The organism is Cypionkella sp. PAMC25878 (assembly GCF_058135695.1).
This window is the reverse complement of record NZ_CM176871.1, coordinates 1,413,169-1,426,115: the sequence shown is the minus strand read 5'-3', so window position 1 is coordinate 1,426,115 and position 12,947 is coordinate 1,413,169. Positions and strand designations below refer to the sequence as shown.

6 protein-coding genes are annotated in these 12,947 nt (G+C 61.8%); 1 reads left to right on the top strand and 5 read right to left on the bottom strand.

Annotated elements, in window-relative coordinates; genetic code table 11:
- Window positions 1–76 precede the first annotated feature (76 nt).
- From ACS5RD_RS06635 to rpmB, 4 genes are all read right to left on the bottom strand, one after another.
- Complete coding sequence (locus ACS5RD_RS06635) at window positions 77–628, bottom strand: 2OG-Fe(II) oxygenase (RefSeq protein WP_054005163.1); 552 nt, start codon at window positions 626–628, stop codon at window positions 77–79.
- Window positions 629–673: 45 nt separating this feature from the next.
- Window positions 674–1,180 (bottom strand): copper chaperone PCu(A)C, encoded by a 507-nt coding sequence (locus ACS5RD_RS06630; protein ID WP_489930520.1) that lies wholly within the window; start codon window positions 1,178–1,180, stop codon window positions 674–676.
- Window positions 1,181–1,217: 37 nt separating this feature from the next.
- The gene (locus ACS5RD_RS06625) at window positions 1,218–1,562 is read right to left on the bottom strand and encodes a hypothetical protein (protein WP_489930519.1); all 345 of its coding nucleotides are present in this window, start codon (window positions 1,560–1,562) and stop codon (window positions 1,218–1,220) included.
- A gap of 130 nt (window positions 1,563–1,692) precedes the next feature.
- Window positions 1,693–1,980 (bottom strand): 50S ribosomal protein L28, encoded by a 288-nt coding sequence (gene rpmB / locus ACS5RD_RS06620; RefSeq protein WP_054005165.1) that lies wholly within the window; start codon window positions 1,978–1,980, stop codon window positions 1,693–1,695.
- Window positions 1,981–2,385: 405 nt separating this feature from the next.
- Between rpmB and ACS5RD_RS06615 the strand changes: the two genes are divergently transcribed.
- Complete coding sequence (locus tag ACS5RD_RS06615; RefSeq protein ID WP_489930518.1) at window positions 2,386–7,890, top strand: Hint domain-containing protein; 5,505 nt, start codon at window positions 2,386–2,388, stop codon at window positions 7,888–7,890.
- Between the two features lie 154 nt (window positions 7,891–8,044).
- On the opposite strand, the gene ACS5RD_RS06610 is transcribed toward ACS5RD_RS06615, so the two are convergent.
- The gene (locus ACS5RD_RS06610; RefSeq protein ID WP_489930517.1) at window positions 8,045–12,691 is read right to left on the bottom strand and encodes a beta strand repeat-containing protein; all 4,647 of its coding nucleotides are present in this window, start codon (window positions 12,689–12,691) and stop codon (window positions 8,045–8,047) included.
- Window positions 12,692–12,947 lie beyond the last annotated feature (256 nt).

The window sequence follows — 12,947 nt, the reverse complement described above, 5'->3', positions numbered from 1 at the left end:
GGCATAGGCGGCTGGCTTGGGGAGCCTCCGGCGGGGATATTTATCGCCAATGTGAAATGGGTAGGGCAGAGTTTGGTTATCGGAAAGCGGGGCCGTGCGACCATAGGGTCAGCGACCAGCGGGTGCCTGCAATGAGCGGGGTGACGCGGTGCAGGGTGAAGCTGGGGAAGATGGTGGCGGTGCCGCGTGTGCGGGGGGCTTGGGTGATGTTGCTGTCGGGGCGCAGTTCCAGCGTGCCGCCTTCGTAGCTGGTGGGATCGGAGAGTTGCACGACGATGGTGAGTTTGCGTTTGGCAGCCCAGTTGCCTGCGCCGATATCGCTGTGCCAGTCGAAATGGCCTTCCCGTTCGGCGGTGTAGCGTGCGACTTGCGGGCTTTCGCCGAAATCGGAAAGATCAAACTGGAAGGCTTCGCGGTTGGCTTGCGCTGTCAGGCTGATCATGCGCTCAAGCACCCATGACGCTTCGGGGATATCATCCAGCCACGCGATCTCGGCCCGGCGGATATTGTGGGCGGTGGTGCCGCGCACAAGGCCTGCGTCTTTCAGGTGATGCGCTGCGATCAGGCTGATCAGGCGGTCACATTCATCCGGGGAGAGCGCGTTGGTCAGCGAGATATGCGAAGTCATGCTTGGCCTTTTTTGGGCGGGGCTTTGGGGACCCCGCCTGTTGGTTTAATTGACGGGGGCTTCCATCGTGCTGTGGTCCATGCCGGGCATATCGGCCATCGGAGCCGCCGCCGCATCGGGTTTGCGGGCGTTGTCGACGGGGACATCGACTTTCACCTCGCCCGCCTTCTCGAAGGTCAGGGTGAGGTGGATCACGTCGCCGTTTTTCAGTTTTTGATGCAGTCCCATCAGCATGATGTGGTCGCCGCCGCGTTTCAGATCGTGGCTTTGCAGGGCGGCGACCGGGAAGCCTTCGGGGACGGCCGCCATGCTCATCACCCCGCCCGCGGATTCGGTGCTGGTGTGCATCTCGACCCGATCGGCCACGTCAGAGGCGACGCCGATCAGGCGATCATCGGTATCGGCGTGGTTCATGATCTCTAGAAAGATACCACCGGTGCCGCCGATGCCGCCGCTGGTGCGGGCATAGGGGTTTTCGATATGCACACCTTGGTGGGCGAAGGCGGGGGCTGCACACAGGATAGCTGCAGCGATAAAGGCTTGAAGGCGCATGGGTTTTCCTTTGCGATTGATCATGGGAGAGGTGGGATCAGGCAAAGGATGGTGGGTCGCGGGCGGATTGTTTTGGCGGAGTGGCGGTGCGGGTTTGGGGGGCGTGTGCGGGGCGGGCGCTGCGGCTATGGGTGGGGGCAGCGGCGATTTGCGGTGGGGATGGCAGCAAAGCCGCGATGGCCGCGGTGCAATCCGGGCAGCGGTGCGGGCTGGGAATCGGTTTGCCGGTGGCGTCGAGGGTGATGGTGGTCAGGCCGCCGCTGGTGTCGGCGCAGATTTCCATCTGGGTCGCGCCCTGCATTTCGGCATGCATCACCGCCGCGTGGACCGAGGTGGTCGCAAGCGTCAGGGCGAGCAGAAGCGAGAGCAGGTGGCGGATCATGGCGCTTGGTTTAGCGCAGGTGATGCTGCGGGGGAAGGCGACAGTTTGTCAGCGCCCCTGCCCCACCGCTGAAAGCCAAAAGGCCCCGCTTGTCTCCAAGCGAGGCCCTGTGACATCAAGCACAAAGCAATCAGGCGGCGGCCTGAGCCTTGGCGATCTCTTTTTTGATCTTCAGCGCGTCGAGCGACAGATCTTCGTCCTTGGCTTTCGCCATGAACGCGTCCAGACCGCCACGGTGATCGACGGTACGCAGAGCCGCAGCCGAGATCTTCAGCGAGAAGGATTTGCCCAGCACGTCGGAGATCAGCGTCACCTGATTCAGGTTCGGCAGGAAGCGACGACGGGATTTGTTGTTGGCGTGGCTGACAGTGTTGCCAGACATCGGGCCTTTGCCAGAGAGTTCGCAGACGCGAGACATGGTCTATTTCCTTGTCAGTTTAAGACGAAAAGGCAGCCACCCGATGGGTAGCACCCGAATTTGATTTCGGGCATTTACGGGTAATCTGGCGGCGCGTCAAGCGTGCAAGGTGATAAAAGCCCGGCAAAAGGCCCGATGACCAAGCAGTTTTTGCGGAAAACGCAGCGAAATTCCACAAGTTGCGCAAGGGCTTGTCCCCTGCCCTGCCCGATTCTGGCGGCTTTGGCCCCAGCTTGGCCCCAGCTTGGCCTTGCAAGATTTGCGCTTGCGTCACTGATTTATCACAACCCCCTGAGAAAGTTCAGGGAATCCGCCAAAATTGCGCCACAATTTCGGCTCATTTGACATAATTGAGATGCAAATAGATCCGGGCGCAAGATCCGGGCAAACGAGCAGAGCAGCGCAGTGGCAAATATTACCGGAACCGCAGGGAATGATTCCCTGCTTGGAACGACTCTGTCCGATACCATCACCGGGTCTGGCGGAGACGACACGCTTGACGGCGGCAGTGCCGCTGACACGCTGTATGGCGGCGATGGCAATGACCTGCTGTATGGCGGCAATGATCTGCTGCTGTCCGTCGCTGACAAACTTTATGGCGGCAATGGCAATGACACGCTGATCGGCAATGCCGGGGCGGATTTGCTGGACGGCGGCGCGGGGATTGATACCGCAGATTACAGCAGTTCAGGCGCGGCTGTCACGGTGTCGCTGGCGACCGGGGTGGGCTCGGGCGGCGATGCAGCGGCCGATACGCTGACCGGCATCGAGAATCTCGTGGGCTCTGCCTATGCCGATAAACTGACCGGAGACGGCGGCGACAACGCGCTTTATGGTGCCGCGGGGGCAGACAGCTTGGTCGGCGGCGCGGGCAATGACAGCCTATACGGTGGCAATGACAACGATACGCTGATTGGTGGCGCAGGCGCTGATCTGCTGGACGGTGGCGCGGGGTCGGACTATGTGGATTATTCCGCCTCAACTGCGGCGGTTAACATTGATCTGGCGGCGGGCACCGGGCTGGCTGGCGATGCGCAGGGCGATGTGCTGGTCAGCATCGAGGATGTGATCGGCACCGGCTTTGCCGATACCATCGCCGGATCAAGTGCTGCCAATATGCTTTACGGCGCGGCGGGTGCGGACAGTTTGTTCGGCGGTGCGGGCAATGACAGCCTGTATGGCGGCAATGACAATGACGTGCTGGCGGGCGGTCTGGGCAATGACCTGATCGACGGCGGCTCGGGCACCGATACCGCCGATTATTCAGCCGCGACAGCTGGGGTTGCAGCCAGTCTGACCAGCAACACTGGCACGGCAGGCGAGGCTGCGGGCGATACCTTTACCAGCATTGAGAACCTTGCGGGTTCGGGGTTTGACGACACTCTGGTCGGCGACGGCAATACCAACGTTTTGTATGGGGCGGCGGGCAATGACAGCCTGAGCGGGGCTGCGGGGGCCGACAGCCTGTATGGCGGGCTTGGCAATGATACGCTGATTGGCGGCACCGGCAGCGATCTGTTGGATGGTGGCGCGGGCGACGATACTGCCGATTACTCGGCCTCGACCAACGCAGTGCAGGTCAACCTGAGCACGGGTCTGGGCGCGGGCGGTGATGCGGGCGGCGATACGCTGGTTGGGATCGAGAACGTCATAGGCTCGGGTCAGGCGGATGTGCTGACCGGCGACGGCAACAACAACGCGCTTTATGGCGGGGTTGGCATTGATAGCCTGTATGGCGGCGCGGGCGATGACAGCCTGTATGGTGGCAACGACAACGACATTCTGATTGGTGGCGCAGGTGCTGATCTGCTGGATGGTGGCGCGGGCTCGGATGATGTGGATTATTCCGCCTCAACTGCGGCGGTAAACGTCAATCTGACCACGGGCACAGGCGCGGGCGGTGATGCGCAGGGCGATGTTCTGGTCAGCATCGAGGATGTGATCGGCTCGGCCTATGCTGACACGATCACCGGATCGACGGCGGCCAACATACTGTATGGTGCGGCTGGGGCCGACCTGCTGGACGGCGGCACGGGCAATGACATTCTTTATGGCGGCAATGACAATGACACGCTGATTGGCGGCGCGGGCGCGGACAGTCTGTTTGGTGGCTCGGGCATTGATACTGCGGATTATTCGACAGCGGGCGCGGGGGTGGCGGCAAGCCTGACCACCAACACCGGCACGGCAGGCGACGCCAACGGCGATACCTTCAACTCGATCGAGAATTTGGTCGGCTCGGCGTTCAACGATACGTTGGTGGGCGATATCAATGCCAACGCGCTTTATGGCGGCGCGGGCAATGACAACCTGAACGGCGCGGCGGGCGTTGACAGCCTGTATGGCGGCGATGGCAATGACACGCTGATTGGCGGCGCCGGGTCTGACGTGCTGGACGGCGGCGCAGGCATTGATGCGGCAGATTATTCTGCTGCGGGCTCTGCCGTTACCATCAACCTTGCCACCAATGTCAACCTTGGCGGCGATGCGGCGGGCGACACGCTGAGCAGCATTGAGGTGGTGATCGGTTCTGCCTTTAACGACAGCCTGACCGGGGATGCGGGCGCGAACACGCTTTACGGCGGTGTGGGCAATGACACGCTGGTGGGCGGCGGCGGGGCTGATCTGCTGGACGGAGGCACGGGCACCGATACCGTTGATTACTCGGCCTCCGGCGCGGGGATAACGATCAACCTTGCCACGGGTGTCAACACTGGCGGCGATGCGGCGGGCGATACGTTGGTGGGGGCCGAGATTATCCTCGGCTCGGGTCTGGCGGATGTGATCATCGGCGACGGGACGGCCAACGTGTTTTATGGCGCGGCCGGTGCGGATGATCTGGACGGCGGTGCTGGCAACGATTCGCTTTATGGCGGCGCGGACAATGACACGTTGGTCGGGGGTCTGGGCAGTGACCTGCTGGATGGCGGCAGTGGCATTGATACGGCAGATTATTCAGGCGCTGCGGCGGCGGTTGCGGTCAGCCTGACCACGGGCGCCGGCACGGCGGGCGAAGCTGCGGGGGATACGCTGACCGGGATCGAGAACCTGCTCGGCTCGGCCTATAACGACACGCTGACCGGCGACGGCAATGCCAACGCTTTGTATGGTGGGCTGGGCAATGACAGCCTGAACGGCGCTGCAGGCGTTGACAGCCTGTATGGCGACGACGGCAATGACACGCTGATTGGCGGGGCTGGCGGCGATCTGATCGACGGTGGCGCGGGGATTGATACGGCCGATTATGCGTCCTCGACCTCTGGCGTGACGGTCAATCTGGCAACGGGCGTCAACACCGGCGGCGATGCGGCGGGCGATACGCTGGTGGGCATCGAGAATATCACTGGCTCGGGGGCGGCGGATAGACTGACGGGCGATGCGGGTGCCAACGTGCTGGATGGTGGCGCGGGCAATGACACGCTGGCGGGCGGGGCGGGAGCCGATACGCTGATTGGCGGCGCTGGTACCGATACGGCGGATTACGCGGCCTCGGGGGCGGCGGTGTCGGTCTCGCTGACCTCTGGCACCGGCACTGGCGGCGATGCGCAAGGCGATGTGCTGACAGGGATCGAGAACCTGATCGGCTCGGGCTACAACGACACGCTGATCGGCGACGCGGCCGCAAATGCGTTAACCGGCGGCGATGGCAATGACATGCTGTATGGCGCGGCTGGCATCGACAGTCTTTACGGCGGCACCGGCAACGACACGCTGTTTGGCGGCGCGGGCAATGACTATCTCGACGGTGGCGCGGGGACCGATACCGCCGATTACAGCGCTTCGACCGCAGCGGTGAACGTCAACCTTACGATAGGCACTGGCACCGGTGGCGATGCGGCGGGCGATACGCTGGTGTCGATCGAGAACCTGATCGGCTCGGCCTATGCCGATGTGCTGACGGGCAATGCCGGGGACAATTATCTGTCGGGCGGCGCAGGCATCGACAGTCTCTATGGTGGCGACGGTGATGACACGCTGGCGGGCGGTGCGGGCGCCGATGTGCTGAACGGCGGTGCCGGGATGGACTTTGCCGATTACTCGGCAAGCAACGCGGCGGTGTCGATCAACCTGAGCACTTGGACCGCACTTTACGGCGATGCGCAGGGGGATCAGCTGACCGGGGTCGATGGCGTCATTGGCTCGGCCTTCAACGACACCATCATCGGCTTCAACGATCAGGGGCTGACGGGCGACGTTTACACCAACGTTTTCTACGGCGGCGCGGGCGACGATTATCTCGACGGGATGGGTTCGAATGACATCCTATTTGGTGGCGCGGATAACGACACGATCTATGGCGGCACAGGCGATGATGCGAGCTATGGCGGCACAGGCAATGATGCGATCTATGCCGGAGACGGCAATGACAGCTCTTACGGCGATGCTGGCAATGATTTGGTCTATGGCGGCGCGGGCAACGATAGTGCGGACGGCGGCGACGGCAATGACACCGTTTACGGCGATGCGGGCGAAGATCTGGTCAGCGGTGGCGCGGGCAACGATCTGGTCTATGGCGGCGACGGCAATGACATTGTCGATGGTGGTGACGGCGATGACACCGCGTATGGCGATCTTGGCAATGACACCGTGCTGGGCGGGGCGGGCAATGACGCGGCTTACGGCGGCGTCGGCAATGACCTCATCTATGGCGGCGATGGCAACGATAGCGTCTTTGGCGATGCTGGCAACGATACCGTGCTGGGCGGCGCGGGCAATGACCTCGTCTATGGCGGCGACGGCAATGACAATACCGATGGCGGCACTGGCGACGATCAGGTGTTTGGCGGCACGGGCAATGATGTTGTCTCGGGCGGCGATGGCAATGACTCGGTCGATGGCGGCACGGGCAATGACAGCCTGTTCGGCGGCTTGGGCAATGACACGCTGCAGGGCGGCGATGGTGATGACAGCCTGGACGGTGGCGCGGGCAATGACAGCCTGTATGGCGGCATTGGCAATGACACGCTGTTTGGCGGGCTGGGCAATGACACGTTGGACGGCGGCACTGGCAATGACACCCTGAGCGGCGGTGACGGCAGTGATCTGATCTACGGCGGCGATGGCGGCGATGTGATCTATGGCGGCGCGGGTGCCGATACGCTGGTCGGTGGCTTTGGCGCCGATACGATCTATGCGGGCGCGGGCGATATCGTCGACGGCGGCACCAGTGGCACCGATTGGGATGTGCTGGATCTGACCGGACAAGCGCCGTTCAAGATCATCCGCGATCCGTTGAACCATCTGAATGGCGTGGTGAATTTCTACGACGGCAGCGGCCATCTGATCGGCACGCTGAGCTTCACCAATATCGAAAGCATCGTGTCGTGCTTCACCCCCGGCACGCGGATTGCGACGCCTGCGGGTGAGGTGGCGGTAGAGGCGTTGCGGGTCGGCGATATGGTGGCAACGCGCGACAACGGCATTCAGGAAATCCGCTGGATCGGCTCGCGCCAGATCACGCGGGACGAATTGCGCGCCGATGAAAGCTTGCAGCCGATCCTGATCAAAGCCGGGGCGTTGGGGCATGGTTTGCCGGAAACTGATATGATGGTGTCGCGCCAGCATCGGATGTTGATCAGCGGGCCACGTGCCGAATTGCTGTTTGGCAGCGATGAAGTGCTGGTGCGGGCGCAGCATCTGCTGAGCTTGCCCGGTGTCTCGGTGGCGGCGGTCGAGGCGGTGACCTATCTGCACATCCTGTTTGACCGCCACGAGGTGATTTTGGCCGATGGCGCGTGGAGCGAAAGCTTCCAGCCCGGCGACCGCACCATGGGCGGCATGGATCCCGAGCAACGCGATGAGATCTACAAGATCTTCCCCGACCTGGCCGAAGCGGGTCAACTCGCGCGGTTCGAGGCGGCGCGTCCGACGCTGAAATCCTTTGAGGCAAGGGTGTTGCTGGCGGCCTGAACCAGGCCAAACCACACGAATATGAACGCCGCAAGCCGATAGCTTTGCGGCGTTTTGTTTTGGCCCGCGTCTCTGATCGACATTTACGATCATAAATGCCCAAAGGGCCAACCGATACATCGGCCAGCCCTGAGGTTTTGAGTTGATTTCCCGATCAGGTGAACAGGAAGTCGCCACCCGAAATCTGGGTCTGATCCGTCAACCCGGTGATCCGAATGGTCAGATCGGTGGCCCCGTTGCCGTCGAAGTCCAGTTGCAGGGCGCCAGCGAAGAAGCGGGCTTCGGTGTTGGCAGTACCCGAGAACGCCGCGTCGCCGACATAGGCGAAGGTCCCGGTCAGCAGGCCCGCGAACTGCAGCAGATCGCCCTCGGCCAAACCGCCGTCCACGGCGTTGAAGTCCGAGATGGTCGCCTGAGAGGTCGAGGCCGCAACAAACACGAAGTGATCCGCCCCGGCGCCGCCAATCAGCACATCCGCACCGCTGCCGCCCGCCAAGGTATCGTCCCCGGCCATGCCGTTCAGCACGTTTTTGCCCGAGTTGCCCGTCAGTACGTTGTTCAACTCGTTGCCGGTGCCGTTCACCCCGAAGCTGCCCGTCAGGACCAGGTTTTCGAAGTTCGCGCCCAGCACATGGTTGACCGAAGATCGCACCTCATCGGTGCCAGCCGCAAGGCCCTCGGTGACGACATCGCCAACATGGTCGATGATATATATGTCATTGCCCAAGCCGCCCGACAGGCTGTCCGCACCGCCGCCGCCGTCCAGCGTGTCGTTGCCCGCACCGCCGTCCAGCGTGTCGTTGCCGGACCCAGCCGACAGCAGGTTGTTGCCCGCGTTGCCGATCAGGATATTGGCCGACGAGTTGCCGGTGGCGTTGATGTTGTCCGTGCCGGTCAGCGTCAGGTTTTCCACCGGAGACAGGATGGCGTAGCTGACCGAAGCATAAACCGTGTCAGTGCCTTGGTTGGTCAGTTCGGTGACACGATCATTGACGCTGTCAACGATGTAGGTGTCGTTGCCCAGACCGCCGACCATGGTGTCGTTGCCGGTGCCACCATCCAGAGTGTCGTTGCCAGCGCCACCAGTGATGCTGTCATTGCCAGCCATGCCCGACAGATAGTTGTCGTTTGCGTTGCCGATCATGACGTTGGCGTTCAGGTTACCGGTGCCGGCGATCGCCGTCGCGCCGTTCAGCGTCAGGTTTTCCAGCGTGTCGGCGAGGGTGAAGGTCACGGACGAGAACACCGTATCTGTGCCTTGGGCGGCCAGTTCGAACACCACATCGTTCAGCGAGTTGACATAGTAGGTGTCGGTGCCAAGGCCGCCGATCATCAAGTCGTTCCCGGTGCCGCCGTTCAGCGTGTCGGCCCCTGCCCCACCGTCCAGCGTATCGTTGCCCGCCATGCCGTTCAGGAGGTTGGCACCGATATTGCCGGTCAGCAGGTTGTTGGCGCTGTTGCCAAAGCCCTTCAGACCCGAAGACCCGGCGAGAACCAGATTCTCAAGATTCGCACTCAACGTCCAGTCTACGGTAGAGCTGACCGTATCGCTGCCAGCGCCACTGGCTTCGGTGATCGTGTCGTTCAGCGAGTCGACATAGTAGAAATCGTCGCCCGTCCCGCCATACAGCGCATCATTGCCAGAGCCACCGTTCAGCGTGTCATTGCCCGTGCCGCCGTAGAGGCTGTCGTTGCCCGACTCGCCGGTCAGCAGGTTGTTGCCTGTGTTACCGTTGACGATGTTGTTGAGGTTGTTGCCATGGCCTTCGAGGTTGGCGCTGCCCAACAGGTTCAGGTTCTCGGTAAAGGACAGCAGTGTCCAGTTGACGGTTGAATCCACCGTGTCGGTGCCGCCCGTGATGGTTTCGAAGGTTTTGTCATCGACGCTGTCAATGATGTAGCGATCATCGCCGTCGCCGCCCGTCAGCGAGTCATTGCCGGTGCCACCGTCCAGCGTGTCGTTGCCAGCACCACCGTAAAGCACGTCATTGCCCGCCAGACCAGACAGCAGGTTGGCACCGCTGTTGCCGGTCAGGACGTTGGCCACTGCGTTGCCAGTGCCGCTCAGGCCAGAAGTGCCCAGCAGGGTCAGGTTTTCAAAGTTGCTGAGCAGGGTATAGTTGAACGTGGTCTGAACCGTGTCGATGCCTTCATCGAAATTCTCGACCGCCACGTCATTGGCGTTGTCGAGGATGAAGATATCGTTGCCGATGCCGCCATACAGCACGTCATTGCCCACGCCGCCGTCCAGCGTATCGCCGCCCGCACCGCCGTAGAGGGTGTCATTGCCCGCCAGACCTTGCAACATATTCTGACCACCGTTGCCGGTCATCGTATTGGCCGAGGCGTTGCCGAACGCGTTGATGCTGGCAGCGCCGTTCATCTGCAGATTTTCGATGTTGTCGCTCATCGTCCAGGTTGCCCCGGTGATGACGGTATCGTTGCCTTCCCCCGGCTGTTCGATGACCACATCGGCGGTGGCGTTAATGGTGTAGGTGTCGTCACCGACGCCGCCTACAGCCACGTCATTGCCGATGCCGCCATCCAAGCGGTCATTGCCCGCGCCACCATAGAGGGTGTCGTTGCCGGTGCCGCCCGTCATATAGTTGTTGCCGGCATTGCCGGTCATGATGTTGTCAGAGGTGTTCCCCGTGGCGTTGATATTGGCGCTGCCCGACAGAATCAGGTTTTCAACCCAGCGGTCCATCGTGATGGTGGCAGAGCTTTCCATCGTGTCGATGCCGCCGCCGTCGAGCTCGACAATGGTGTCGCCCGAGCCGTCAACGTAGTAGTAGTCGTTGCCAGCGCCGCCGATCATCGAGTCAGACCCGGTGCCGCCGTTCAGCGTGTCATTGCCTGCGTTGCCGATCAGGGTGTCGTTGCTCTCCAGACCCGAGAGCAGGTTGTCGCCAGAGTTGCCGGTCATCAGGTTGGCGACAGTGTTGCCGATACCGCTGATGTTGCCCGTATCGTCCAGCAACAGGTTTTCAAAATTGTCAGCCAAGGTCCAGTTCACCGTGGTCTGAACGGTGTCGATGCCTTCATTGGTCAGTTCGACCAGCACGTCATTTAAGCTGTCGACTTGGTACAAGTCGCCGCCCTTGCCGCCGATCAGGCTGTCATTGCCGGTGCCGCCATCCAGCACATCGCCGCCATCCATGCCATAGATGGTGTCATTGCCCGCCATGCCGCGCAGGATGTTTTTGCCCATGGTGCCGGGGCTGCTGTTGCCACTGTTGCCGATCAGGATGTTGTTCAACTCGTTGCCTGTGCCATTGAGATCCAGCGAGCCGGTCAGCGTCAGGCGGTCGATATTGGCGCCAAGGATGAAGTCAACCGAAGAAATCACCAGATCGTTGCCTTCTCCGGCATTCTCGACGATCAGTTCGGCAGAGGAGCCTACATAATAGGTGTCATCGCCGACGCCACCGATCATGGTGTCGTTCTCGCCACCGCCATCCAGGGTGTCATTGCCCGCTCCCCCGGTCAGCACGTTGACAAAGGCGTCGCCCGTCAACGAGTCGGCAAAGGCCGAGCCGATCAGGTTCTGGATGCGATACAGGCGGTCGCCTTGTGCATCGCCGCCCGACCCGGTCGAGCCAGAAACCACCGAAACGGTCACAGCGGCCGATGAGGCCGAATAATCAACCGTATCCACACCCGCGCCACCGTCCAGCGTATCGGCACCTGCGCCGCCGGTCAGGATGTTGGCGTTGTTGTCGCCCGTCAAGCTATCTGCGCCCGCCGAGCCACGGATGTTCTCAAAGTTAGAAAGAATGTCGCCTTCGGCGTCACCGCCGATGTTCACACCGCTGAACAGGTTAACGGTGACCGCCGCAGCCGACGTGCTGTAATCCACCATGTCGTTGCCCGTGCCGCCATCAAGGGTGTCTGCGCCTGCACCGCCCAAGATCACGTTGTCACCCGTATTGCCGATAACGGTATCGGCAAACGCAGAGCCGATGATGTTTTCAATCGCAACCAACGTGTCCGCGCCTTCGCCCCCGGTAGCAAGTCCCGTGGTCAGGTTGACGCTGACGGCTGCGGTGGCTGCCGCATAGCTGACGGTGTCGACATCCGCACCGCCGTCGATGCGGTCGTTGCCCGTGCCGCCCAGCAGCATGTCATTGCCTGCGCCGCCGTAAAGACTGTCGTTGCCCGCAAGGCCGCTCAGCAGGTCGTTGCCTGCGTTGCCCGTCAGGATGTTCGCGTTAGCATCGCCCGTCAGTGTGTCGTCAAGGGCCGAGCCGTTGATGTTCTCAAAGTTGACAATGGTGTCGCCGGTCGCGTCGCCGCCGGTGGCACTGTTTGTGGTCAGGTTGACGGAGACCCCAGCGCCCGAGGTGCTATAATCAACGGTGTCCGAGGTGCCCGCGCCGCCGTCCATCACGTCATTGCCCGCGCCGCCAGCGATCAGATCGTTGTCGGCCCCGCCATAAAGGCTGTCATTGCCCGCGCCACCAAACAACTGGTCGTTGCCCGCAGCCCCCGTCAACACGTTGTTGCCAGTATCGCCCGTCAGCGTGTCAGCGAGGGCCGATCCGATGATGTTCTCGATCGAGATATAGGTATCGCCCTGCGCATCGCCGCCGGTGGCGCTGAGCGTGGCAAGGTTCGCGTTCACCGCAGCGGCGCTGGCGGTGTAATCCACCGTGTCAATGCCGGAACCGCCATCCAACAGGTCAGCCCCGCCGAGGCCGATCAGGGTGTCGTTGCCCGCAAGGCCGGTCAGCGTGTCGTTGATTGCGCCTGCCGTTGCCGTGACAGTGTCGTTTCCAGTTCCGCCGGTAAAAGTCGCCATTCTTAAAGCTCCAAGGTTAAGGGCCGCCGGGAGACCGGGGGACAAAGGGTGATTGCATAAAGGGATAGGTGAGACTTCGGGCCAAAATTGGACGGAAATTTCCGAAAATGCCGCGAATTGCAGCAAAAGCACGGCAGCTTGTGGCAAAGCTGGCGCGGCATCACCATCGTTACCATATTGATGTTGTTATATTATAATTGATGACGGAAATGGCGTAGCCCCGCTGGGCTGCCGCATTTTGCCGCCAGATGATCGT

What these genes read in the sequence shown, in the direction of transcription:
- ACS5RD_RS06635 (WP_054005163.1), bottom strand. Translation starts at nt 628, where the DNA reads ATGACTTCGCATATCTCGCTGACCAACGCGCTCTCCCCGGATGAATGT.
- ACS5RD_RS06630 (WP_489930520.1), bottom strand. Translation starts at nt 1,180, where the DNA reads ATGCGCCTTCAAGCCTTTATCGCTGCAGCTATCCTGTGTGCAGCCCCC.
- ACS5RD_RS06625 (WP_489930519.1), bottom strand. Translation starts at nt 1,562, where the DNA reads ATGATCCGCCACCTGCTCTCGCTTCTGCTCGCCCTGACGCTTGCGACC.
- ACS5RD_RS06610 (WP_489930517.1), bottom strand. Translation starts at nt 12,691, where the DNA reads ATGGCGACTTTTACCGGCGGAACTGGAAACGACACTGTCACGGCAACG.
- rpmB (WP_054005165.1), bottom strand. Translation starts at nt 1,980, where the DNA reads ATGTCTCGCGTCTGCGAACTCTCTGGCAAAGGCCCGATGTCTGGCAAC.